Origin of the sequence: Pseudomonas sp. UBA6699, from assembly GCF_002454615.1 — a bacterium.
In the GTDB taxonomy this organism is placed as follows: Bacteria; Pseudomonadota; Gammaproteobacteria; order Pseudomonadales; family Pseudomonadaceae; genus Aquipseudomonas; species Aquipseudomonas juntendi.
Genome location: NZ_DKJF01000088.1, coordinates 1 through 25,192, shown reverse-complemented (window position 1 = coordinate 25,192; position 25,192 = coordinate 1). Strand labels below are relative to the sequence as shown.

General features: G+C 64.6%; 20 protein-coding genes and 1 pseudogene. 13 read left to right on the top strand and 8 right to left on the bottom strand.

The features are described from left to right. Positions 1–6: 6 nt before the first annotated feature. Complete coding sequence (locus B3361_RS17325) at positions 7–969, bottom strand: helix-turn-helix domain-containing protein (RefSeq protein WP_009681743.1); 963 nt, start codon at positions 967–969, stop codon at positions 7–9. Between the two features lie 182 nt (positions 970–1,151). Between B3361_RS17325 and B3361_RS17320 the strand changes: the two genes are divergently transcribed. From B3361_RS17320 to B3361_RS17260, 13 genes are all read left to right on the top strand, one after another. Next, positions 1,152–2,210, top strand: a complete 1,059-nt coding sequence (locus B3361_RS17320; protein ID WP_182336559.1) for a class I SAM-dependent methyltransferase — start codon at positions 1,152–1,154, stop codon at positions 2,208–2,210. A 4-nt stretch (positions 2,211–2,214) separates the two neighbouring features. Continuing rightward, on the top strand, positions 2,215–3,495 hold the full coding sequence (locus B3361_RS17315) for an MFS transporter (RefSeq protein WP_054905687.1): 1,281 nt from the start codon (positions 2,215–2,217) through the stop codon (positions 3,493–3,495). Continuing rightward, positions 3,492–5,861 (top strand): thiamine pyrophosphate-binding protein, encoded by a 2,370-nt coding sequence (locus tag B3361_RS17310; protein ID WP_054905686.1) that lies wholly within the window; start codon positions 3,492–3,494, stop codon positions 5,859–5,861. The genes B3361_RS17315 and B3361_RS17310 overlap by 4 nt, the downstream gene beginning before the upstream one ends. Beyond that, positions 5,861–8,380, top strand: coding sequence for an aminotransferase class III-fold pyridoxal phosphate-dependent enzyme (locus tag B3361_RS17305; RefSeq protein ID WP_154211032.1), 2,520 nt, complete (start codon positions 5,861–5,863; stop codon positions 8,378–8,380). The genes B3361_RS17310 and B3361_RS17305 overlap by 1 nt, the downstream gene beginning before the upstream one ends. A gap of 170 nt (positions 8,381–8,550) precedes the next feature. Continuing rightward, on the top strand, positions 8,551–9,723 hold the full coding sequence (gene moeB, locus B3361_RS17300) for a molybdopterin-synthase adenylyltransferase MoeB (protein WP_286920288.1): 1,173 nt from the start codon (positions 8,551–8,553) through the stop codon (positions 9,721–9,723). Positions 9,724–9,733: 10 nt separating this feature from the next. Further along, on the top strand, positions 9,734–10,144 hold the full coding sequence (locus B3361_RS17295; RefSeq protein WP_009681733.1) for a Mov34/MPN/PAD-1 family protein: 411 nt from the start codon (positions 9,734–9,736) through the stop codon (positions 10,142–10,144). Between the two features lie 44 nt (positions 10,145–10,188). Next, on the top strand, positions 10,189–10,461 hold the full coding sequence (locus tag B3361_RS17290; RefSeq protein WP_009681732.1) for a MoaD/ThiS family protein: 273 nt from the start codon (positions 10,189–10,191) through the stop codon (positions 10,459–10,461). 70 nt (positions 10,462–10,531) lie between these two features. Further along, positions 10,532–12,334: a CoA transferase gene (locus B3361_RS17285; protein ID WP_154211031.1), complete on the top strand. Its 1,803-nt coding sequence runs from the start codon at positions 10,532–10,534 to the stop codon at positions 12,332–12,334. Next, a complete protein-coding gene (locus tag B3361_RS17280; protein WP_054905682.1) occupies positions 12,331–13,980 on the top strand; it encodes a class I adenylate-forming enzyme family protein in 1,650 nt (549 codons plus the stop codon). The genes B3361_RS17285 and B3361_RS17280 overlap by 4 nt, the downstream gene beginning before the upstream one ends. A gap of 3 nt (positions 13,981–13,983) precedes the next feature. Continuing rightward, positions 13,984–15,192 carry an acyl-CoA dehydrogenase family protein gene (locus tag B3361_RS17275; RefSeq protein ID WP_054905681.1) on the top strand — a complete coding sequence of 403 codons (1,209 nt, stop codon included), beginning with the start codon at positions 13,984–13,986 and terminating at the stop codon, positions 15,190–15,192. Next, positions 15,189–16,367 (top strand): CynX/NimT family MFS transporter, encoded by a 1,179-nt coding sequence (locus B3361_RS17270; protein ID WP_154211030.1) that lies wholly within the window; start codon positions 15,189–15,191, stop codon positions 16,365–16,367. The genes B3361_RS17275 and B3361_RS17270 overlap by 4 nt, the downstream gene beginning before the upstream one ends. After that, positions 16,351–17,409, top strand: coding sequence for a glucuronyl hydrolase (locus B3361_RS17265; protein ID WP_182336563.1), 1,059 nt, complete (start codon positions 16,351–16,353; stop codon positions 17,407–17,409). Before B3361_RS17270 ends, B3361_RS17265 begins: the two co-directional genes overlap by 17 nt. Positions 17,410–17,609: 200 nt before the next feature. Continuing rightward, entirely contained in the window at positions 17,610–17,921 is a 312-nt protein-coding gene (locus tag B3361_RS17260; protein WP_054905695.1) for a hypothetical protein, read from the top strand. Positions 17,922–18,162: 241 nt separating this feature from the next. On the opposite strand, the pseudogene B3361_RS24135 reads toward B3361_RS17260, so the two are convergent. The 7 genes and pseudogenes from B3361_RS24135 to B3361_RS17225 form a co-directional block, all read right to left on the bottom strand. Further along, positions 18,163–18,438: pseudogene (locus B3361_RS24135) on the bottom strand (hypothetical protein); the annotation flags it as partial. Positions 18,439–18,587: 149 nt separating this feature from the next. Beyond that, complete coding sequence (locus B3361_RS17250; protein ID WP_238783906.1) at positions 18,588–18,998, bottom strand: NTF2 fold immunity protein; 411 nt, start codon at positions 18,996–18,998, stop codon at positions 18,588–18,590. A 255-nt stretch (positions 18,999–19,253) separates the two neighbouring features. After that, positions 19,254–19,868, bottom strand: coding sequence for a hypothetical protein (locus B3361_RS17245; RefSeq protein WP_154211028.1), 615 nt, complete (start codon positions 19,866–19,868; stop codon positions 19,254–19,256). Between the two features lie 153 nt (positions 19,869–20,021). After that, positions 20,022–23,627 carry a DUF6531 domain-containing protein gene (locus B3361_RS17240; protein ID WP_286920286.1) on the bottom strand — a complete coding sequence of 1,202 codons (3,606 nt, stop codon included), beginning with the start codon at positions 23,625–23,627 and terminating at the stop codon, positions 20,022–20,024. Between the two features lie 4 nt (positions 23,628–23,631). Beyond that, positions 23,632–24,099: a DcrB-related protein gene (locus B3361_RS17235; protein ID WP_054905675.1), complete on the bottom strand. Its 468-nt coding sequence runs from the start codon at positions 24,097–24,099 to the stop codon at positions 23,632–23,634. Positions 24,100–24,139: 40 nt separating this feature from the next. Then, the gene (locus B3361_RS17230) at positions 24,140–24,730 is read right to left on the bottom strand and encodes a hypothetical protein (RefSeq protein WP_082414709.1); all 591 of its coding nucleotides are present in this window, start codon (positions 24,728–24,730) and stop codon (positions 24,140–24,142) included. Between the two features lie 8 nt (positions 24,731–24,738). Then, a partial coding sequence (locus B3361_RS17225) for a bacteriophage T4 gp5 trimerisation domain-containing protein (protein WP_414703924.1) occupies positions 24,739–25,192 on the bottom strand: 454 nt, incomplete at its 5' end.

Below are 25,192 nucleotides of genomic sequence, written 5' to 3'. Positions count from 1 at the left end.
CCGGGCTCAGCGCTTGCGCCCGAAGATCGACTTCGGTGACCGGCCAAAATAGCGGGTGAACGCCACGGTGAAGTTGTTCGGGTATTTGTACCCCACCTGCCACGCCGCCTGCGCCACCTGTTGCCCGGCCTCCAGCAAGGTCATGGCCTTGCGCATGCGCAACTCCAGCAGCATGCGTGCCGGTGTGGTGTCGAACAGGTAACGGAACCCCTCCTTGAGCTTGTGTTCGTTCATGCCCACCGCCGTGGCCAGGTAATCCACGGTCAACGGCTTGTCCAGTTGCTCGCACAACAGGTTGCGCGCCCGCTCGATACGCTGCACGTCGCTGGTACTCAAGGCCGCAGCGGTGCTGGGCGGCGGCGCCAGCAGGTTGAACTGCTCGGCCAGCAAGCTGAGGGTGTGGATATGCAGGTCCAGCCGGTGGGCCGGGTCCAGACCGCCCGGTTGCAGGTAGCGCACCAGCGCGGCGGCATGGGCTTGGGCGGCCTGGGAGCTGGGTCGGAAATCCAGGCGGTGCAACCGGCCACTGCCCAGCACTTCAGTGGCCCGTGCCTCGCCCACGTACTTGCACAGCGTCGCGTGGTCGATCACCACGCGCAGTTGCGAAGCGGTTTCATTGGCCTGGTAACGGCGCTCGCCAGGCGTGGCACGGAAGGCGGTGATGGTGGTGTGCCCCGCCTCGAACGCCAGGCTGCTGCCGTCCTGGCCGATGAAGCCGGATTTTCCCTGCAGCCCCACCGTCACCACCATCACGTGGCCGTCATGCGGCCCGCAGGTCTCCTCCACCAGCGGGCGTGTGGGGTGGTAATGCAGGCGCCCCAGCGACAGGCCTTGCTCCAGTTGCAGCAGGTCGGTGTGGCACTGCCCGTAGGCTTCGTCCAGTTGCAGGCGCAGGCGCCCGTCGGCGCTCAGCGAACGGTGCCGGGGCTGGTCCAGGCCCAGGCGGCAGGTGGCGTTGCTCGTGTTCATGAAGACATCCCTGAGGATCTGCGGCCGTCGCACCGCATAGAAACGGCTCCGGCTCGCATATTTTATGTGAATGATTCTTATTTAATATATACCACCCTTTGAGCTGATTCGGCCATGCCCCGTTTCGTTCCTTATCCGTGGGCCCGCAACGGCCACACACGCGACAACTACAGGAAGTTACCGTGACCCGACTTGCACCCCGCCCCCGCGACCCGCACCCCACCGCCACCCACCCCTTGCAAGCCTGTTGGGACCTGCAACTGGGAGGGCTGGCGGCCGACGCCTTGCAACTGGCGCTGGCACACGGCCTGTTCGATCGCCTGCAGCAATACCTCGCCCCCGCCCAGGTAGCGCAGGCCCTGGACTGGCATGCCGAGAGCGCCGACTACTTCCTCGAACTGCTGTGGAGCCTGGACCTGCTCGAACGCCATGCTCAGCGCCCGGCGCGCTACCGCAATAGCCCGCTGGCCGACTGCCACCTGCGCAGCGACGCGGTCCAGTACTGCGGCGATGCCTTGATGTTCCGCCACCGCGTGCTGCGGGAAACCGGCGCACAACTGGACGGCTACCTGCGCACGGGCATGCCGCGCCAGGCGCCGAGTACCGCCCAGCTCGACCAGGGGTGGGCCAATGCCGCGCGCTTGCAGATCGCCCAGGAACAACGAGCGGTCACCTGCGACAGCGCCTGTGCCTTGCTGGCCAGCCTGCCGGAGTACCCACGCCTGCAACGCCTGCTCGACCTCGGTGGCGGGCCGGGCCTGGTGGCCATCGCCCTGGCCCGGCAACTGCCGGCGCTCAGCGGCGTGGTCCTCGAATACCCCGAGACGGCACAGGTGGCCGCCGACAATATCGCCGCCGCCGGCCTGGGCGCCCGGCTGAGCGCGCGCGGCGCAGACCTGAACAGCGACGACATAGGCAGCGGCTACGACCTGATCTGGTGCTCGTCGGTGCTGCACTTCGTCGACGACCTGCCGGCCACCTTGCAGCGCCTGCACGCGGCGCTCGCGCCCGGTGGCCTGCTGGTGTGCTGCCAGGCTGAAGTGCCCCAGGCCCGTCAGGTCGCGGCCCAGGTGCTGCCCTACTACCTGCACATGCGCCTGCAAGGCCGCCACGTACTCGCCGAGGGCGAGCTGGCGCAGCTGCTGCGCGACAGCGGCTGGCGTGGTGTAGAGCAGGTCGATGGCGTGCGTTACCCACTAACGCCGGTAACGGCAGTCATCGCCCGCAAGGCCAAGGAGTGACACCATGACCCGCCCCCCTGTCATCGCCCTGCAACTGCTGTTCGGCTGGCTAAACCTGGCCTTGGCGGTGCCGAGCATCTACCTGATGTTCGGCCTGCCGCTGGTCATGCGCCAATACGGCTGGAGCGGGACCGAGATCGGTCTGTTCCAGCTGGCCGGGTTGCCGGCAGTGTTCAAGTTCCTCATGGCCGTGCCGGTGCAGCGGGTGCGCCTGGGGCGCTCGCCGTTGCCGCGCTGGCTGGCGTTGCTCGGTGGCGTGCTGATCGTGCTGTACGCGCTGATCGCCCGCGACAACCTCATCGAACAGCGCCTGGCGCTGTTCGCCATGACCTTCGCCATCAGCATCGTCGCCACCTGGATGGACATCCCACTCAATGCCCTGGCGGTGCAATGGCTGCCGCGCCACGAACAGGTGCGTGCCGGCAGCATCCGCGCCGCGGCCTTGTTCGTGGGTGCGATCGTGGGCGGCGGCGCGATGTTGCTGGTGCAGTCGCGCCTGGGCTGGCAGGCGCCGTTCGTGATCATGGGCGCGGCATTGGCGCTGGGGGTGCTGGCGCTGCTGCTCGTAGCCAGGCGCCTGCCGAGCGTGCCCACACCGGCAGCCATGGCACCGGGCCTGGTGGCCGATTGGGCCGGCTTTTTCGGCCAGCCGGCGGCACGCCAGTGGACCTGGTTGCTGCTCAGCGCCTTCCCGTTCATCGGGGCGGCCTGGCTGTACCTTAAACCCCTGCTGCTCGACCAGGGCATGGCCCTGGAGCAGGTGGCCTGGCTGGTGGGCATTGCCGGGGGCACGCTGGGCGCATTTGCCAGCCTGGTGGGCGGGCGCCTGATTCCGCTGCTGGGCACGGCACGGGCGATTGTCCTGTACCTGCTGGCGGCGCTGCTGGCCTTGGGGGTGCTGGGCCTGGCGGTGTGGCTGCGGCTGGGCCAGCCCTGGCTGATCGCCGGTGCATTACTGCTGGCCTTGGCCATGGGGGCGGTGTCGGCGCTGATGTTCGGCCTGACCCTGTTCTTCAGCCGCCAGCAACGCAGCGCCAGCGACTATGGCCTGCAGTCGAGCCTGTTCGTGGTCACCCGTCTGGCCGCACCGGTGCTCGCCGGCCTGCTGCTCGACCGCCTGGGCTATGGCGGCCTGTTGGCCAGCCTGGGCGCTGGCCTGGCGCTGGCGCTGGTGCTGGCGTGGCGGGTGCGCCACAGCATCGCCCGCAGCACCGACGCCCTGTTGCGCCCCCCCGGCGACGCCGCCCCAGGCACCGCTTCCATCACCCTTGAGGGCAAACCATGAAGCCACACCGCTACGGCATCTGCCTGATCAGCCGCGATCGGGCGCTACGGGCCGACGTCAGCGCCGTGCTCGACCGGCTCAACCACTGGCTGGGGCATGAGACCCCGCACGCCAGCCAGCATTGGCCCGACGCCCAGTTGCAGAGCCTGTACCGCCAGGTCGCCGGCCAGGCCGAAGCCTACCTGCGCCAACAGGCCAAGCCAGGGGCGCTGGCCCTGCAACTGCTGGCCTTCGACGACCTTGCCCAGGCCCAGGCGGCGCTGGCCACCGCCTGCCCCTGCGACCACGTGCTGCTGGACACCCGTGACCTGCAAGCGCAACCCGAGCACGACCCCTTGGGCGCCCTGCTCGACACCCAGCCCGAAGCCCGCCGCTCGCCCAGCAGCGCCGTGCTGCTGTGCGATGCGCAGCACCTGCAGCACTGGCTGACCCGCCTGGGCGGTAACCGCCTGCTGCGCGTGCCCCACGAAGACCGCGCGCTGCGCCGCGCCGACCTGCTGCGCCTGTTCGTCGACCACCTCGAGCACGCCTACTGCAACCGCTTGCTGGCACGCACCACCCTGCAATCGGCTGAGCCGGTGAGCCTGGCCCGCGACATCCAGCAGCGCATGACCCAACGCTGGGGCCAGGCCTGGGATTGCCATTTCTTTACCGGCTCCATGGTCGCCGGCCTGCTCGACTCGCTGGGCGAGCTGCTGCGGCCAACCGCCTGCGGTTTCCACAGCGCCTGCAACGAGCACGCCCTGGCCGTCAGCGCCCTGGCCGGCTGGCAGCTGTACCAACGGGCCTACGTGATCGTGATGACCTCGGGCATGCTTGACGAGATGCGCGGCACCCTGGCCAACCTCAAGCGCGCCGGTGCGCCGGGCCTGGTGGTGTGCGCCGACTCGCCGGAATCGGTCTGGTTCGCCTTCCAGGGCACCCTGGACGCCGACAACGATGGCCATCAGGTCATCGCCGCCCGCGGCCTGTGGCAGCGCTTCGTGCGCCGCCCGGATGAAGCCGCGGCCTGTGTCGAACAGGCCTTCGCTGCCCTTGACCAACGCCCGGCGCCGACCTTCCTGTTTGCCACCCAGGCGGTGCTCGAATCCCGCGCGCAGCTGGAAGGCCCGCCCCCGCCCATGCCCGCCGCCGCCACGCAGCAGGCGCTTACGGCACCGGAATTGGCGGCGCTGGAGCAGTTGCTGGAGGTAATCAACCACACGCCTTCGCGCCTGCTCTGGCAATGCGGACGGCTGGCTGCCGACGAGCGCCAGCGGGTGGTCGAACTGGCGCGCCGCGCTGGCATCGCGCTGGCCGACAGCATTGTCGCGCCCGGTAGCGTATGCGCCTATCAGGACCAGGAGCCGGTGCCCAATTACCTCGGGCCGCTGTCGATGTACGGATTCAGCCGCCGCGTGCACGCGTTTCTCGAAGGCACCGACAACGAGCCGGGCAAACCCTGGCTGATGTTCGTCAAAAGCAAGATCGACCAGTCCGCGACGCCCTACTCGGAAGGTCGCCTGCCCAGGCTGTTCCACATTGCCCAGGTCAACCACCAGCCCGGCCATATCGCGCCATTTTGCGAGCTGCCAGTGCCGCTGGCCCTGAACAGGGTGCTCGACTACCTGGAGCCGCACCTGGCCGTACCGGCCGCGCTGCTGCGCACCCGCCGAGAGCGGCTGCAAAGGTTGCAGCGCACCCGCGAAGTGCTGCCCAGCGACCAGATCGAAACCCTGCCGATGACGCCGAACTACTTCTTTCACCGCCTCGGCCAGTTGCTTGGCGAGCTGATCGAGCGCGATGGCTACCGCTACACCGGTGTCTACGACGTGGGCCGTTGCAGCCTGTCGGCCCTGCGTAACCTGCCCCGTACCGACGCCGGCTTCTCCGGTTGGTACGGCCGGGCGCTGATGGGCGATGCGCTGATGTCGCTGCCCTACATAGCCCTGAACGACGAGCGCCATGTGCTGGCGTTCATTGGCGACGGTGCCCGCGCCCTGGTGCCGGACATCGAGCAGCGCCTGGCGATGAGCCTGGCCAGCAGCGCCGATGCCGGCCAGCGCAACGTCACGGTGATGTACCTGGCCAACGGCGTGCTGTCGATGATCCAGACCTACCTGGACAAACGCTATGCCTGCCACGGCGCCAGCCAGGTCAACGTGCCGCTGGCCGAGGGGCCGCTGTGGGAAGAGCGCGCGTTCGGCCCGCTGCGTGTCTGCCGCGCCCGCCTGCTGCAGTTCTGCCCCGACACCCTGCGCCAGGCGCTGACTGCGCCGGGGCGCCTGAACTTCTTCGACGTATGGCTGGGCCACAACTCCGAGGGCGATGGCTTGAGCCTGGTCTCGGAAACCGCCTGGAGCCGCCTGAACATGGAAAACTGCTGATGAAATTCGGATTCATTGCCCACCCCACCTCCACTGGCCTGCTGCATCAGGTCAAGCTGGTGGACATGCTCGACCGCACCCTGGAAGAACAGGCCTGGGGTTACCAGGCCGAGCGCTGGCAGCAGCGCAACCTGGTGCCGTTCATCGATTTCGGGCGCATCGTCAGCGCCTGTGGCGCCGAGTGCTCGGGAATGCTGCAGTTCATGCCGCTGACCGCCGAGCAGATGCTGCGCCAGCCGCGCGCGATTGCCGAACGGGTGCTGCAGGGCGTGGCCGCGCTCAAGGCCGAAGGCGCCGAACTGGTGGGCCTGGGCGGCTTTACCGCGATCGTCGGCAACCGCGGCGTGGCGACCATGCAGCAGGCCGAGGTGGCGGTTACCACCGGCAACTCGCTGACCGCCTTCGCCGCCTACGCCAACCTGATGGACAGCCTGCGCCTGCTGGGCATCGCCGCAGCGGACGCCGAAGTGGCGGTACTCGGCTACCCCGGGTCGATCGCCCTGGCCGTGGCGCGGTTGCTGGCCGAACAGGGCTGCCGGCTGCGCCTGGTGCACCGGGGCAACGCCCAGCAGGCCCAGGCGCACCTGGAATACCTGCCCAGCCAGTACCACGCCCAGGTCACCCTGCACGACAACCTTGAAGACTGTTACGCCCAGGTGCGCTTCTATGTAGCCGCCACCTCCAGCGGCGGCCTGATCGACCCACGCCGGCTGCTGCCAGGCTCGGTGGTGCTGGATGCCGCCTTGCCCAAGGACGTGATGGACGTGCCCCACCAGCGCCGCGACATCCTGCTGGTGGACGCCGGCCTGGTCTCCGCCAGCCCCGCCGTGCACCTGGGGCTGCGCAGCCTGGGCCTGGAGCCCAAGCGCAGCCTCAATGGCTGCCTGGCCGAAACCATGATCCTGGCGCTGGAGGGCCGCGCCGAGCCATTCTCCCTGGGCCGTGAGTTGCCGGTGCACAAGGTGCTGGAGATCGGCCGCATCGCCGAGCGTCACGGCTTCAGCCCTTCGCCCATGAGCCATGACGGCGAAGTGCTCGCCAGCGAGGCCTTCGACCGCCTGCACCGCCACCACCACCCGCGCCGTGCGCTACGCGCCAGCGACGCGACCGACGAGCCCCTGGCCTTGCGCCACGAAGTGCTCAACAGCTTCGCCGAGCACATCAACCCGGTGCTGCGGGAGTTCTACCGGTTCAACCACATCGAGCGGGTGTTCAGCCAGGGCCAGGGCTGCTGGCTCACCGACCTGGACGGCCGACGCTTCCTCGACTTCGTCGCCGGCTACGGCTGCCTCAACACAGGCCACAATCACCCGGCCATCAGCCAGGCCTTGCAAGGCTACCTGCAAGCGCAATTTCCCACCTTCATCCAGTACCTCTCGGCGCCATTGCACGCCAGCCTGCTGGCCCAGCGCCTGGCGGCACTGGCACCCGGTGGGCTGAACCGGGTCTTCTTCAGCAACTCCGGAACCGAGGCGGTGGAGGCGGCGCTGAAACTGGCCCTGGCCGCCAGCGACAAGCGCAGCGTGGTCTACTGCGACAACGGCTACCACGGCAAGACCCTGGGCGCGCTGTCGGTGACCGGCCGGGCCAAGCACCGCACCCCCTTCGAGCCCCTGCTGCCGCGCTGCGACAGCCTGCCCTTCGGCGACCTGCACGCGTTGCGCAGGCGCCTGGAGCAAGGCGACGTGGCTGCCTTCATCGTCGAGCCGATCCAGGGCGAAGGCGGCGTGATCCTGCCACCGCCCGGCTACCTGGCTGGGGTTCGTGCGCTGTGCGATGAGTTCGACTGCCTGTGGATACTGGACGAGATCCAGACCGGCCTGGGCCGCACCGGCAAGCTGTTCGCTTGTGAGTGGGACAATACCGCGCCGGACATCATGGTGCTTTCCAAGTCGCTGTCCGGCGGCCTGGTGCCAATCGGTGCCACGTTGTCGCGCGACGCCGTGTGGGAACGTGCCTATGGCGATATCGACAGCTTCGCCCTGCACACCTCGACCTTCGGTGGCGGTAACTTCGCTGCCGCCGCGGCCCTGGCGGCACTGGATGTGCTGGAGCAGGACGGCCTGTGTGCCAATGCCGCCGAAGTGGGGGCGTTTCTGCAGGCCGGCTTGCAGCGCCTGGTGGACCGCTACCCGTTCCTGGTGGCGGTGCGCGGCCGCGGGCTGATGCTGGCGATCGAGTTTCACCAGGACATGCGCGGCGGCGTGCAGGCATTGGTCAAGGAACTGGCCGGGCGCATACCGGGCCAGGCCATGGCCACCTACCGCATGCTGTCGGGCGCTGCCCGCGCGCACCTGGAGGCCGCCGCCCAGGCATTGGAGCAGAACCTGGAAGACATGTTCGTGCTGCGCTTCATGACCAAGCTGTCCGAGGAACATGGCGTGCTCACCTTCGTTACCGCCAACAACAACCGGGTGATGCGTATCCAGCCGCCGCTGGTGCTCACGCGCGAGGAAGCCGAATGCTTTCTGAGCGCCTTCGCCAGCGTCTGCGAGGACTTGGCCACGTTCCAGTCGTGAGCCACGGGGGCTGCCACGCAGCCCCTTTGCGCCCTGCCACCGCCCCGCCGACAAAACCCATAGTTTTACCGCGCTTTGCCATACGAATCGGGCCGCTCGGCGGATTGAACCGGCGGCTCACACAATTGAAAATGGTTCCAGTTCGTATCTACTGAATGGAAGAAAGCGATATGACCTTACCGCCTCTGGTCGAGCCCGCAGCCGAGCTCAGCCGCGAAGAAGTGAACCGCTACAGCCGTCACCTGTTGATTCCCGACATCGGCGTACTCGGCCAGCGCCGCCTGAAGAACGCCAGGGTGATGGTGATCGGCGCCGGCGGGCTGGGCTCGCCGACCCTGCTCTACCTCGCCGCAGCCGGCATCGGCACCCTGGGCGTGATCGACTTCGACCGGGTCGACGAGTCCAACCTGCAACGCCAGGTGATTCACAGCGTCGACACCCTCGGCGAGCTCAAGGCCGAGAGCGCTCGCCAGGCCATTGCCCGCCTCAACCCGCTGGTCAAGGTGCACACCCATACCGAACGCCTTGAGGCGGACATGGCCGTGGAGCTGTTCAGCGGCTACGACCTGATCCTCGACGGCACCGACAACTTCGCCACCCGCTACCTGGTCAACGACGCCTGCATCCTGGCCGACAAGCCCTACGTATGGGGCTCGATCTTCCGCTTCGAAGGCCAGGCGTCGGTGTTCTGGGAGAATGCCCCGGGCGGTCGCGGCTTGAACTACCGCGACCTCTACCCGGAGCCACCGCCGCCGGAGCTGGCGCCTTCCTGCGCCGAAGGTGGCGTGCTCGGCGTGCTGTGCGCGGCCATCGCCTCGATCATGGCTACCGAAGCGATCAAGCTGCTGACCGGCATCGGCGAGCCACTGCTGGGCCGCCTGATGGTCTACGACGCGTTGCAGATGAGCTACCGCGAGCTGCCCTTGCGCCGTTTGCCGCAGCGCCAGCCGGTCACCGCCCTGGGCGACTACCAGGCGTTGTGCGGGCTGGACCGACCCGCTGCCAGTGATGCAGCGCCCGTGCCGCAGATCAGCGCGGTGCAGCTCAAGTCGCTGCAGGATGCCGGACGCGCGCCGGTGATCATCGACGTGCGCGAGCCGACCGAATGGGACATCGTGCGCATCGACGGCGCGGTGCTCATGCTCAAGTCTGCGCAGGTGGCGACGCAGATCGTCGAGCGCTACGGCCACGACACCGACCTGGTGATCACCTGCAAGTCGGGCATGCGCTCCAAAGCCGTGGCCGGCGACCTGCAACGGCTCGGCCACGGCAGGGTGCGTGACCTGCAAGGCGGCGTGCTGGCGTGGGTGCGCGAAGTGGAACCGGCCCTGCCGAGCTATTGAGGGCGCCCGCATGGTTCTGCGCATCACCGCTCAGGCCCTGGAACAGGTAAGGCACCTGGCCCAGGCCGCGCATCCCATCGAGGCCTGTGGGCTGATTGCCGCCGCCAGCGGCGAGCCGCTTGCACACAGGGTGGTACCGATGCGCAACCAGGCCGCCAGCCCCACCTGGTTCAGCTTCGATCCGCGCGAGCAGTTGCAGGTCTGGCGTGAGCTGGATCAGCGCGACGAAGACTGCCGGGTGATCTACCACTCGCACACCGCCAGCGAAGCCTGGCCAAGCCGCGAGGATATCGCCCTGGCCAGCGACCCCCAGGTGCATTACCTGATCGTCTCGACCTGGGGCGAGGCGCGGCACGCCGCGCGCAGCTTTCGCATCATCGACGGACGGGTGTTCGAAGAGCCCCTGTGCGTCCAGCCCTGACCCTTGCCGGCCCCCGGCACAACGTGTACCACAAGGAGAAAAGCATGTCGGTTTCCGTGATCGTCCCCACCCTGCTGCGCCCACTCACCGACGGCCAGAAGCAGGTCCAGGCCCAAGGCGATACCGTGCGCCACATCATCGAGCACCTGGACAGCCGCTACCCCGGCATCAAGGCCCGCTTGGTGAAAGACGACCAGGTGCACCGTTTCGTCAACATCTACGTCAACGACGACGACATCCGCTTCGCCGACGGCCTGGCCACGCCTATCCGCCCCGGTGACCAGCTGACCGTACTGCCCGCCGTGGCCGGCGGCTGACCCACCGCTCACCGCTTCGCGGGCCCGCCCGCGAAGCCTGCTCGCCCGTAACCTGTCCGCGAGATCCGCCATGTCCCGTATGCTAGATGACGCCAGCCTCGGCTGGCGCAGCGGCCCCTCCCTGCCCGGCTGGCAGGGCCTGAGCCGCGCCCTGCAACACCACGGCCAGTGCCTTGGCCTGCGTGCCCTCGACGGCCTGGCCGAAGGGGCCGCGCTGCAGTTGGCCCACGCTGATCTGCACCCCGTTCACATGCGGTTCGTTGCACCGCCAGGTCTGCCCCTGGAGAGCACCAGCGAGTTCATACAGCAAGCTGCCTGCGGCCTGATGTCGGTGCACGGCCGTGCCAGCGGGCGCCCGCAAGCACTGGGCGTGGATTACCTGGCCGCCCTCAACGCCGCCCTCGCCTGGCAGGCCAGCCTGGCTGCTGCCGTCGGCCAACTGCGCGGCGGGCAGTTCACCCAGGTAAGCCTGGACCCGCTGCGCGGCGGCCTGCTGAGTATCGGCCAGTACCTGGCTGGCGCAACCGCACCGGAAGACGCCGAACGGCTGCTGCCGGGGCAGGACGACGCGCTTGCCCGCCCGCCGTTCGTTTCCCTGGAAGGCACGGCCTTCGAACTGGAAACCCTCGACAGCCAGCCCTGGCGCCACTTCTGGCACGCCCTCGGCTTGCCCGACAGCCTGGCCGGCAAAGCCTGGCAGCACTTTCTGCTGCGCTATGCTAAGGCCGTGGCGCCGATGCCGGCCGAATGCCTGGACGCACTGGCGCGCCTGCCGCTGGCGCAGATCCGGCAGCAGGCGCGGGCCAGCGGGGTAGCGCTGGTGGTACTGCGCAGCCCGGCGCAGCGCCAGGCCGATGCCGACTACCCGGCCAGCCTGCACACCCCCTGGCGGCTGACACCCGGCCCGCAGGCACCGCTGCGGCCAGCCCCGCGCCCAGCCGCGCTACCGTTGCAAGGCCTGCGCGTGCTGGAGTCATGCCGCCGTATCCAGGGGCCGCTGGCCGGGCACCTGCTGGCCCTGCTAGGTGCCGAGGTGATCCGCCTGGAGCCGCCAGGCGGCGACCCCCTGCGGCACATGCCGCCCTGCGCCGATGGCTGCTCGGTGCGCTTCGACGCGCTCAATCACCTGAAGACGGTACGCGAAGTGGATATCAAGTCCGCTGCAGGTCGCGCCGAGATCCACGCCCTGTGCGCGGACGCCGACGTGTTCCTGCACAACTGGGCGCCTGGCAAGGCCGCCGAGCTGGGTCTGGATGCCGCCGACCTGCAGCTTGCCCGGCCGGGCCTGGTGCATGCCTACGCCGGTGGCTGGGGCGATGCCTCGGTATCGGCGCCCGGCACCGACTTCACCGTGCAGGCGTGGTCCGGCGTCGCCGAGCGCATCGCCCGCGCCAGTGGCACACGTGGCGGCACGCTGTTCACCGCGCTCGACGTCCTGGGTGGTGTGATCAGCGCGCAAGGCATCTGCGCCGCGCTGCTCGACCGCAGCCTGCACGGGCGCGGCAACCAGGTACACAGCTCGCTGCTGGGCGCCGCCGACCTGCTGCTGGCCACCCCCTGCAACAGCACCCCGCCCAGCCTGCTGCAAGGGGTGTTCGAGACCGGCGACGGCCTGCTCGCACTGGACTGCCAGACACGCCAGCAGTGGCAAGCGCTGGGGCAACTGCTGGGCGGCACCTGCACCCCCGCAGAGCTGCCCCGGCGCCTGGCCAGCGCCGACGCCCGCCACTGGCAGACGCGCTGCCAGCAGGCTGGCATTGCCGCCAGCCAGGTGCATCAGGACCTGGCGTGCCTGGCCAACGACCCACGCCTGGCCGACTGCTTCGGTCAGCGCGCCTACCGATCCGTTCAATCACCCTGGAGTTTCACATGAACACTGCCGGCATCATCGACCTGGTACCCCAGGCTGCCCGTCGCCGCTGGCGCGAAGACGGCAGCTACCCCAACCGCGACGTGTTCGACCTGTTCCGCGAACGCGCCCGGGAAACGCCGGCCAAGCCGGCGGTGCTGTCCCCCGAGGGCGACGTGAGCTATGCCGAACTGCTTGGCGCAGCCCTGCGCCTGGCCGGCAGCCTGCGCCAGTCAGGCATCGTTGCCGGCGACGTGGTGGCCTACCAACTGAGCAACAGCTGGCGCTGCTGCGCCATCGACCTGGCCGTGGCGGCCCTGGGCGCCATTGTCGCGCCTTTCCCGCCGGGGCGCGGCAAGCTCGACATCCAGGCGCTGGTGCGCCGCTGCGATGCCCGGGCGGTCATCGTACCGGCCACGTATGCCGACATCGACCTGTGCGAGGTCATCGAGTCGCTACGCCCCACCCTGCTCTCGTTGCGCGTGCTGATCGTAGACGGCGCACCGCGTGCAGGCTGGTCGACCCTAGACGCCCTGTTCGAGCATGCGCCGATCGACAGCACCAGCCTGCCGCGGGTATGCCCGGACTCGCCAGTACGCCTGCTGGTGTCTTCCGGTACCGAGTCCGAGCCCAAGCTGGTGGCGTATTCGCACAACGCACTGATCGGTGGCCGGGGGCGCTTCCTGCAGCGCATCAGCGATGACGGCGCCGAATTCCGCGGCCTGTACCTGGTCCCGCTGGGGTCCTCGTTCGGCTCTACCGCCACCTTCGGCGTGCTCAGCTGGCTGGGCGGCTCGCTGGTGGTACTGCCGCGCTTCGACGTGGGCGAGGCGATCAAGGCCATCGCGCGCCTGCGCCCAACCTTCATCCTTGGCGTGCCGACCATGCTGCAACGCATCGCCGCCGACCCGGCCCTGGCGCAGATCGACACCTCCAGCCTGCGCGGGCTGATCTGCGGCGGTTCGGTGATCGACCAGGCCACCGTGCTGCGCTGCAGCGAAGCGTTCGGCTGCGGTTTCATCAGCCTGTATGGCTCGGCCGACGGGGTGAACTGCCACAACACCCTGGACGACCCGCTGGAAGCGGTGCTGGGCAGCGTGGGCAAGCCCAACCCGGCGGTCTGCGAAATACGTATCGTCGACGACCTGGGCCGCGAAGTGCCCCAAGGCAGCGTGGGTGAAATCACGGCACGCGGGCCGCTGAGCCCGATGCAGTACGTCAATGCGCCTGAGCTGGACGAGCGCTATCGCGACGCCGAGGGTTGGGTGCGCACCGGCGATCTGGGGTTCATCGACGCGGCCGGCTACCTCAAGCTCGCCGGGCGCAAGAAGGACATCATCATCCGCGGCGGCGCCAACATCAGCCCGGTGCAGATCGAAGGCCTGGCCATGGCCCACCCGGACGTGGTGAGCGTGGCCTGCGTGCCGGTGCCCGACCCGGACCTGGGCCAGCGCGTATGCCTGTGCGTGACCCTGCGCGACGGCGCCCCGCGCTTCGCCCTGCAGGACATCACCGGGTTCCTGCGCGAACAGGGGCTGGAAGTGAACAAGCTGCCGGAATACCTGCGCTTTTATCGCCACCTGCCACTGACACCGGCCGGCAAGGTCGACAAGCGTGCCTTGGCCGCCGACGCAGCCGGGCTGGGCGAGCCCGTGCGGCAGGTGGGCTGAGCCATGGCCAACGAGCACGTCATTGAACTGGCGCAACGGGTACGCCACTTCGTCGAGCGGCAGATTTTGCCCCGTGAGGCCGAGCTGGGCCGCTGCGACGCGGCGGCGGCGCGGCTGAGCGCCGAACTGCAGACGCAGGCCAAGGCCGCCGGGGTATTCGGCAATTTCTACCCCGTGGCCGACGGCGGTCGCCTCGCGCGCCTGAGCGACTACCTGGAGGTGGCCGCCGAAGAAGGCCGCAGCGAGTTCGCGCCGGCGATTCTCGGCTGCGACGCCACACTGGACTGCCACATGCTGGCACGCCACGCCAACCCAAGCCTGCGCGAGCGCGTGTACCTGCCGCTGGTGCGCGGCGAGCAAGTGCCCTGCTATGCCATGTCCGAGCCCGACAGCATCGGCTCGATCCCGGCCACCCTGAACAGCCGCGCCCAATGGCAAGGCGACCACTGGCGGCTGACGGCGCGCAAGTGGTTCATCTGCCGTGCCGAGCGGGCAGATTTCGCCACCGTCATCGCCCGCACCGACGAGGGCCCGTTGCAGACCGGCCTGTCGATGCTGGTGGTGCCCTGCAACAGCCCAGGCTTTCGTTTTGTGCGGCCACTGGCGCTGCTAGGTCGTCAGCAGGGCCAGGGCGAGCTGCACCTGGAGGGGGTGCGGGTGGAGCCTGACCAGGTGCTGGGCGCGCCAGGCCAGGGCCTGATGCTGATGCAGCAACGCCTGGGCCTCGGCCGCCTGTTGCGCGCCGCCCACTGGCTGGGCCTGGCCCGGCGCTGCTTCGACGATCTGTGCGCGCGGGTGCACTCGGCCCGCGGCGCGCAGGCACGGCTCGCCGACAAGCAACTGGTACGTGCCCGGGTATACCGCTGTTACCGCGAGATCGCCGCGGCCCGGGGCCTGCTGCGCGAGGCAGCGGCCACCTTCGATCGCGGCCAGGCCAGCGCCATCGAAGTCAACCTGGCCAAGCTGGCGGCCTCCGATGCGCTGTCGCTGGCCGTGGATTCGGCGATCCAGATAATGGGCGCCGAGGGCCTGAGCGAGCTGTCGCCGCTGTCGGGCATCTACCGCGGCGCCCGCACCACGCACATTCTCGACGGCACCGACGACGCGCTGATCAGCACCCTGGGGCGCGACCTGCTCCAGGCCACGCGCCCCGGCCGCGCCTTCGACGTGCTGACCCCTTCCGTTCCTTCGCCTGCCAAGGAGGCCCCATGAAGCGGCATGTTCCGCTGGCCGCCCTGCTCACCTGCGCCATGGGCCTGCCGATGATGGTGTTCTATGCGCTGGGTGTACTCGGCCCGCAACTGATTCAAGCGCTGGGGCTGGACCGTGAGCAACTGGGCTGGCTGACCACCAGCGCATTCGGCCTGGCGGCGCTGCTCTCGCCATGGGCCGGGGCGCTGGTACAGCGCATTGGCTCGCGCCGTGGCTTGCAGGCGCTGTTCATGCTGGTGGCACTGTCCTTCAGCCTGGTGCTGGTGCTGCCGGGCTTCGCCGGGCTGGTGATCGCCCTGGCCTTTTGCGGCGTGGCCCAGGCGCTGGCCAACCCGGCTACCAACCAGGCCATCGCCCAGGCGGTGGACGCACCGCGCGCCAGCCTGGTAGGCATCAAGCAGGCCGGGGTGCAGGCCTCGGCGCTGCTCGCCGGCCTGGCCCTGCCGGTGCTCAGCCAGGCCCTGGGCTGGCGCATGGCGCTGGGCTGCTGGGCGCCATTGGCGCTGCTGCTGGCGCTGCTGGTCGCTCGGCAGATCGCCCCGGCGCCCCAGGCGCATCGACCGCCCGTACGCGTACAGCGGCCCAACGGCTGGCTGCTGCGGCTGATGGCCATCCAGGGCTGCGCCGGGCTGTGCCTGTCGGCCTTCATCACCTTTTTTGGCGTGCATGCCAGCAGCCTCGGTGTGACGCCCGCGAGCATCGGCCTGATGATCAGTGCGTTCGGCGTCACCGGTGTGCTTTCACGGCTGCTGCTCACGCCGTTGGGCGCGGCTTTCAGGGATGAAACCGTGTTGCTGGGCGGCCTGTTCCTGTTCGCCCTGGCGACGATCGTGTTGATGCAACTGGCCACGCCCGCGCGCCACTGGCCCCTGTGGGCGGCGGTGGTCGGAATGGGCCTGAGCCTGGTCGCCAGCAACGCGGTGGCCATGAGCATGCTGCTGCGCGAACCGCGCTTCGGCGGGGTTGCCAGTAGCGCCGGGCTGCTGTCGCTGGGGTTCTTTGGCGGTATCGCACTGGGCCCACCGCTGTTCGCCGTGCTGCTGCGCCAGCCCGGCGGCTTCACCGCGGGCTGGACACTGCTGATGATCGCCTTGTGCCTGGGCGCCGGGCTATGCCGCAGCCTGTACCGGGCGCGGCAGGTGTCGGAGGGCTGCGCCGATGCCGGAACAGCGTAAACGCGAGGCGATCATCGAAGCCCTGCTGGCGCCCCTGCCGCGCATCTCGCAGCAGTGCGATGGCCATTTCCCGTTGTACCGCGTCGATCGGGACTCGCCCTGGAAACTGTCGCGCCGCGGCTCCTGGCTGGGCGGCTTCTGGGCCGCGCTTTGGTGGCGGCGCGCCCAGGCCAGTGGCAATGCGGTGGATGTGGCCGAAGCACGGACCTGGAGCGCCCGGCTGGCCGCACAGCTTGGCGAACCGAGTGTCAACCGCAGCTTCGTGTTCTGGTACGGCGCCGGCCTTGCCGCCCGCCAGTCGTGCGATGAGCAGGCGCGTGGCCTGGCCACCCAGGCGGCCGCGGCACTGGCCGCGGACTACGATCCACAGTTGGGCGGTTGGTGGCTGGGCACAGGGCTGGGGGCTGGCGAGCCTGGCGCCAGGACCTTGGACATCGACGCACTGGCCCCGACCCTCGCCCTGCTGCATGCCAGCCCGGACGCCGACCATTGGGCCTTGGCACGCCAACACCTGCAGCGTTGCCTGAACAGCTTGTCCGAGCCCTCGGGCGCCTGGGCCAATCAGGCCCTGTTGCTGCCAGGCGGTAACTGGCAGCGTACCGCGCCAGGCCAATGGGCACGGGGGCAGGCCTGGGCGATGCTGGGGCTGGCCGAGGCCGTAGGTCGCTATGGTGGTGAATACGCCGAGGCCGCAGGCCGGGCCTGCGAGTACTGGACCCAGCGCTGGGGCGCCGCCGCCGCCAGCGGCCGCCCAGGCGCCGACGAGGCCGACCCTTGCGCCATCGCCATCGCCTCGGTGGCCTTGCTGCGCCTATGGCAATGCCTGCCGGGGCGTAATGCCTGGTGCGAGCTGGCCTGCCGGCAGATAGCCGGGCTGCTGACAACGTCGGTGCGGCACGGCTGCTTCATCGGCCACCGCTATCGCCTTGATGCACAGCGTACCGGCCTGGTGGAAACGCCCTGCGCGACCTTTTTCCTGGTCGAGGCGCTGCGCGCCCGGGGTCAGGTACTGGCTGGCGACGGCGGCGTGGCGGGGTGGTGAGCGGCGGGCGTGCCGGGGCGTTCGCCTTTGGACAGATCGGCCTTGCAGCAAACCGAAGTTTTTGTGAGTGAAGTTGCTCCTACCACAGAGCTCAATGGCACAATTTCACCCACCGGTGCGGCAATGCAATACCTCACACCTCATCGTAGCGAATGGGTCACTCCAAAATTGATAGGCACCCTTTCCAACTAGGGCTGAACATGAACACCGAAAAACTCAAACAGAAGTCGGTCAAGCTTCGCCTGCTGATCGACAGCCTGAAGGCACAGGAGCCCGCTGCCATGAAATTGAGCGTAGAGCTAGAGCCACTGCTGCATGCGGCAGAGCAACAGCTGATCCACTGCGCCATGGAATGGCGCGACATCCCGGGTCGCTACCTGTTCACTGAAGAAGGCTTGCAGCAGTATGCCGATCTCGAGCATGCGTTTGCAGAGTTTCGCATTGAGTTGACAGGTGGAGAGTCACCTACATTGGCCCGACTCAAAGCAAGTATGGGGGAGAAACCGCAATAAGATAGCAACTGATTTCCTTTATGTTTTGGCTTGAACGCGCTTGATAGTCCCTTCGGTATTACAAATAGGGTGAAAGCCGGGCTGCGCGATGCGGGGCCCTCCACTCAACCTGAAGATGGCCAAAGTCGTGAGGCGCGAGCGCAGTACTGGAATATCGATGTAGATCTGGCGCCAACGAGCCAGCGCCGAAAAATGCATGGTGGTGGCCGCCCCCAAATGCCCAGCCGAGAGTGATTCGGTAGAAGGGGAATTCGCGGCTGTCGCCTAATGCACCGGCTTGTTCAAGACCGAGCTGGTAGCGGGCGGTACTGCGGTTGCACAACTGGCTGTTGGCTTTGGATTTGTACTTGATCTCGCCGCGTAGCTTATAGAGGGTTTGCACTAGTACACCGGCCGGGTCGTACTGGTAACGGCGGTGGATGGGGTTGTAGGCGTGCTTGATCAGCAAAGAGGTGTTGATGCCGGTATAGTGCACCTGCAAGAGCTTGTCGGCCGGCAAGGTCGAGGCATACTGCCAGTTACGGTAGTCTGATCACATACAAAATAAGAATACGCTAAAAGATGATATCTCTCTCCGAGCGACTACATAATACTAATTGTCAAAAAAGCAAATCCTTACAGCAAAGAAAGAATTAGATCTTATTGCCAAACCAATGAGACGAAATTTTATAGCGGCGAACGGCGCCATCTATCATCAAAACTTAAAACTTCTTTTTTCTTTATTTTCCAAACTCCATCTTTAGCCACCAAATAAATCTTGGCGCAGGTTTCGGCACCTTTAGTTTGCTGCACCTTGATTGCCATCGTTTCTCCATCTACTCCCAAAACCTCTAACTTATCAGTCGCAGGATCATAAGTGGCAGGCTTGGCGCAGCCAAGATCCACAAGTCGCCCATAGTTATATTTATCTTTAACGGCATATTTGTCGAGTATCTCTTCAAGTTTTTTTGCATAAATTTCTTTCAGTTGAGAATCGTCTACCCCCTGAGCCAGGTTTATTTTGCGCTGCTCAAAGAACTCAATCTCCCAGCAGTTCATTTCCCTCATGAAAGCTACTAATTCACTAGGAGGACTCATAGCTAAATTCTCCCTTAGACAGATTAATTCGCAAAAACACCTTCAAGGATTTTCTTACCTGAATAATACATGCCATAAGTTATGGGGGTTGCGGCATTCCGCCATTATGGTAGACCATGTATAGCTCAATCACGAAGCTTAGCTCAACATCATAGCCCCATGGATTTATCCGCGAGAAGCCTGGCCTTTAAAGATTAACAGTTCGTGCTTTATTGGCTGAATATGTAATCAGTATACTTGACTACATCCAATACATTAACAAAATCCTTCGAGCAGAGAGCTATCGTAGGCCTTGTCCTTTATAATTTTCTTTGACGTCATCGCTTCCTTTATTGCAACTTCATTTACAGCCACGCCACAAAACTTAACAGCACAATGTAGCAAGACAGCAGGATATGAGTATTCATCGGGAGACGAAACAACATCACCTATGATTCTATCAGTCGGCACTATAGCGGCTAACATCTTGGGAACATAGAACTCTTCCAGAGCGAGCCGAATATGACTGCAGACTTCTTCTACCAAAGCGGGAGCCGGTGTTTTTATAGCCCCGCCAAAATCCCCACTGAATCGTTTGCTCTGCTCACCTGACGAAATGAACGAAAAACAGCCCTCATTAAATAAATTACTTCTGTAAGGAGGTGTGAATTTTGACGCGCACTCGAAAAGCTCGCCCCCTGAAACAAACCCAGCAAGCACATAAGAATCTACACGCGCGATATGATCAAAAAAAAGCTCAGCTACACTTCCTTTATTGTATTTGAATTTTAGTTTATTCTTTGCGGCCACCACACCATCAAATTTAGACGCAACGATCTTCAGCTCTTTAAGCAAGGCGGCCTCAAAACACAACCGATCCTCTGCACTCATAATTCACCTATATCTAAGGAAATCAAATATTGCATCATGTACAGCTCCTTTACCACCAAGCAATTTTCCGCGCATGCTTTTAGTATCAACTTTCAGCTTAGCCGCAGTACCACGAGATGGCGTAATAGTTCCTCCCCGCTCTACCGAAGCCCATTAGCGATAGGTCGCCTGCCAAACGATCTTACCGTCACTACCCATCAACTTTAACGGCGTGCCAATCTGGTCCGTATGGAAGTAATAGACCTTCTCCCCTGCCCCTTCAACCTGATCAACCCGCGCCAACGGCGCATAGCTACCCGGCTCGTACAGGTACAGGATGTTCTGCCCAGGCGTTTCCTCCCGCAGCATCCGCAAGCCTTGCCACAGAAAGCGCTTCTGTTCGACTTCATCATTGATCTCTGCCCGCTTGGCCACCCGCCGCTCAAGGCTGTCGTAACGGTACTCGCCTCGGCTTGTCAGCTTGCCATTGACCAACATCTCCGCCCGCACCAGCCGGTTCTCGCAGTCGTAGCTGAAGCTCTGCAGCTTGCTGTGCCCCGAGCGCTTCTCGATCAGGTTGCCCCACGGGTCGTAGCGGTACTCCTGATCCCGCCACTGTTTGATGCGGTTGTCCTTGACCTTGGCAAACTGCCACGCATTGAAGTCCAACCGGTTGGCTGCCGGGTCATAACGAAACTCTTCGCTGCCCACCAGCGAGCCGGTATCACGGCTGCGCAACTGGCCGTTGGCTTCGTACTCGTACTTGATCTCACCACGCAGTTTGTCCAACGTGCGCACCAACTCCCCCGCCGGGTCGTACTGGTAACGGCGGTGAATCGGGTTGTAGGCATGCTCGACCAGCAACGAGGTGTTAATGCCGGTGTTATGCACTTGCGAGAGCTTGTCCGCTGGCAAGGTCGACGCAAACTGCCAGGCCTTGCGCCCCATGGCGTCATAGCCAAAGCAACTGGTGAGCTTGCCCTGGGTCCGGTACACCTCGCGGTGCAAATCATCGCGCTCCATGTCGCTGATCACCTGGCCATCCAGGTTCAGTTGGTGCAGGTGCCCACTGCCGTAATAAAGATGGTTGACCTTGCGGCCATCCGGCAGGGTCAGCGTGGTCAGGTTGCTAAGCGCATCGTATTCATAGTCCAGTGCCCCACTTGGGGTCAGTTCCTGGGTCAGTCGCCCCAGCAGGTCGTAGCGGTAACCCAGCTTTTCATCGGTGATCCCCAACTGCTTGCCCGCGCTTGTTGGGTGGCGCTGAATGCTCAGTAACCGGTCAGCCTCGTCATACTCAAAATCTTGCCGGGCATCGCGATTGACCTTGGCCATCAAGCGGCCAATGGCGTCACGCTCGAACAGCGTATGGCGCTCCGGACGTTCGCCGCTTTCGCCATAGCCAATTTCGTCCAGGCGCACCAGATGACCACCGGCGTCGTAACTGAAGCGCCGGGTCAGGTTGTCCACCCGCACCTCTTCGCTCAGGCGGTCCGACGCGTCATAGGCAAAGCGGTAGGCCGCGCCGTTCTCGTTGACCAGTGCGGTCAGGCGCAGGGCCTTGTCATACTCGTAGCGGATCCACTCGCCCTTGGCATCCTGGCGACTGCTGGGCAGGCCGCGCGAGGTGCGTTGCAGGTAGGTTGTCTGGCCTTTTCCATCGGTGTGCTTCAGCACCTGGCCAAGGGTATTGTAGGTAAAGGTTTCCGCAGTGCCGTCCGGATGATTGATACGAAGCACTTCACCATCGGGCTTGCGTTCCAGCGTAGTGGTCTGGTTCAACGCATCGGTAACGGCAACCAGGTGCTGGCGTTCGTCGTAGCGGTAGTAGGTGCTTTTGCCCGAACAGTCCTCGAAGCGCTCGACCTGCGCGTAGGCATTCCACCACAGATACTTGGACTTGAAGTTGGCATCGATGATCGTGTGCGGCAGGCCGTCATCGCTGTTGAGATACCGGGTCTTGTTACCCAGCGGGTCAATCTCGGCAACCAGGTTGCCTTTTTCGTCGTAACGCGCCTGCCAGACGCTGCCGTCGGGGAAGCGGGTTTCGGTGATGAGTGGCGTGGTGCGGTAGTGCTTGTAGCTGATCGTGCGACCCAGCGGGTCGGTTTCCTCGATCAGCCGGGAGAATTCGTCGTACTTCAGGGCGAGGCGATTGCCATCAGGCAGCTTGATGCCGACCAGATTGCCGGAGGTGTCGAAGTCCATGCCATAGCATTCACCGCCGAAGTCACGGCTGCCGATGACGCGATTGTCCTCGTTGTAACGGATTACCAGTTCACGGCCCAGCACATCGGTCGCCCAGCTGGTCCGCTGGGCGAAGTCGTATCGGAAGTGATAATGCTCGCCGTCGCTGGTCCAGTGCTCGACGACGCGCGGTTTGCCGTCGTGAGTCTCCCAGCGGTATTCGCAGATCAGGCCCAGGGCGTTACTGTGCCGCGTCATGAGTTTTTCAGCATAGCCGAACTGGCGTACCGAATCGCCGTTGCGATTGATCACTTCGGTAAGCTGGCCATTGTCGTCGTAACGGTAACGCACCAGCGTTTCAACGGCGCTATCACCGACCACGCGCTTCACATCGGTCAGGCGGCCCAGTGGGTTGTCGTAGTGCAGGTGGACACGCACCGCCCCTGGTGCGGTGATATCCGTCAGGCGGCCATCGGCACTGTAGGTGAAATGCAGATAATGCCCGAGCGCATTTTCCAGGCGCTGCAAAGGCGCGCGCGAATTATCATTTGGCACCTCGCCAAAATAGAAAAATACGTTATCGAGCGTTTGCAGAAGATAGTGCCCGCCCTGGGAGCGCACGAGATGAATACGCTCATGGGGGTTATAGATGCTCTCGCCTGGCTCCAGGTCAATGAACGGAACACTGCGACCTTGGTTGTCGGTCAGATAGACGAACCCGCCGCCACGACGCAGGCTTTGTTCCCAGGGCAAAATCCAGCCCTGCCCCAGGGCACTTTCCACGGTGAGGTCACTGGCATAGAAACGAGACCATTCAATAGGCATCAAGCCTGGCAACACGAAGTCCGTTTCAGTGGCCAGAAGCTTGCGGCCGTTGGTCATGTCGACCGGGTTGCCTGTGAAGCCACCGATAGCCCGCTCCACCGCAGGGCCGATGATGAAGCGCCCTGCGAGGTAGCTCGCTGCAATGGTCAAGCCTGTCTGCAGCGCACAGGGGCCGGCTGCCTTGAGGCCCGCTTGCAGGCCCAGGCGGTAAACCGCAACGACGTTTCTGCCCATGGATGCGACGATCATCAAAACGTCCACCGTAACGCGCAACCATTCGGGCACTTCTTCGTCAACAGGCAGGTAGCGTGTAGTGCCACCACCTATGAACACATTGTTAGACCCGCCGGCAATCTTCGCCCCGCAGGTGAGCGCGTCCCCCTTGCGCGCAGCAGCTACACCATTGATGAACACATTGGACGAGCCTTCCGCTACCAGCACGGTCGCCGGATGCTTGTCACACTTGGCGATACTCTGCTCGGCATGGGCAGCGTTGCGTTTGTTGATGAATACATTGGGAGAGCAACCGTCGAACTCGATCTGCCCCGCTGGCGATTTGAATGATGACCCTATCTTTTCGCCGATCATCGGTACGGCGCTTGCTCCCAGACCAACGATCATGGCCAGCAGGAACCCACCCAATCCACCGGTGCAGATAAAGAAAGCGCCTGCAGCGGCAATTGCCAACCCAATCACCGCCCCAGCAAGAAAACCAGCCAGGGCACCGGTGTGTTCAATCTCGTCACCCCAACGCGCAGCTTCGAACATGAGGTCAGTCCTGAGCGGCGTTATCGGAGGTTTCTGCGGTGCTATGGCGCGGCTCGAAGCTCATCAACAACTGCAACCAACTTTCGTCCTGCTTGCTGCTAAAGTCGGACTGGCTGGTGGTGGAAAACACCAGAATACGCCCTGGGGCAACCTCGAAAGCAGCCTGACGCTGATACAACGGCCGGCCATCATTCAAGTAATACGCATCGATCTGAACACCTGCGAGCGGCTTACTGGCAGAGAGTTGCGCCGGCTTTTTGCCCAACAGGGTGTAGCCGCGAAGCTTGGCCGCAATCAACTTAACCTGGCGATCGATGTACGCTTTCATATCCTCTGCTGGAAGTAGATTGTCGCGCGAAAGTGTGATATTCAGAGGTGCGGGAATGCTGTTCCCCAGTACGAACATATTGACCGTACGATCTTGGAAACCTTCCGGCAACGTGATAAAACCTTCCTGCAGTTGATAGTCCATTGATTGTAAATTCCATGAAATCGTGATGTGAGTTTGAGTATTACTCGGCTGTCATGCCGGCAAGCATCGCGTCGAATGCGATCAGCCAGTCAGCCAGTTGTGATTTACTCGGGTCGATCACAGTAGAGGCACTGAACCACTCGCGCCCGTTACCGTCCGCTGAAACGATGATCGTGCAAACGGAGCGACCGTGACGGCGCTCTTGGCCAACATTGAACTGGTAGTCAAGGCTGATGGCAGGGTGGCCGGCCAATGCCGTTGAGACCTGGCGCACCAAATCAATCTCTGAATGGCTTTTACGCAGCTCGTTGGTAAACAACTCCACCGCCTTATTGAGTTCAAGCCCTTCAGGTGCACGCCGGCGACGGGCGTCAAATTGCACATGACAACCCGCGAACTCCAGCGTGGTATTGATATCGCGAAAAGCGAAACCCTGTGGCATGAGCAAATTCAAACCTGCAATGCGCAAGGCATTGTTCTCTGCATCCATGACCAGCGCGGGTGGCTGCCGCAGGACCTCGACCGCAGCTTCCGCTGCGATGCGCACCTCCTCTGCGTCCTGCCGAGCGAGCGCCTCGGCAGCTTCACTCCTCTGTGAGAGCCTGTCGTAGATATTGCCCTTGATAATCACACTTCGCCCTACTCGTTGATATCGACACGATCACCTTTGACAAAGGTGTTCTTGCCGAGAATGTCGATGCTGTCTGCTTCGATGGTTATTTTGTCTGGCTTGATCGTGATCTTGCTGGTGCCGACCTCGAGCAGGATGCTTTCCATGGCGCTTACCTGAATGAGGTTGTTGTCCACCTTCAGCGTGTAACTACCGTTCGTGACGTTCACCACCGTGTCTTGCTTGATTACCTCATGGTGCGTTCCACCTACCTTGATCACTCGGTTGTTGCCTACCTCATGGCGCTCATCCAGCTCGATCTCGGTATCCATGTTGCGCTCGGCATGCATGATGATCTGCTCGGCGCCGGCCTTGTCCTCGAAGCGGAAGAAGTTGGCGGTACCGCCGTCACCCTTCATCGACCGGGTCAGGAACCCACTCTGGGTCTTGTTCGCCGGCAGAGCCCAAGGCGGGGTGTTGGTG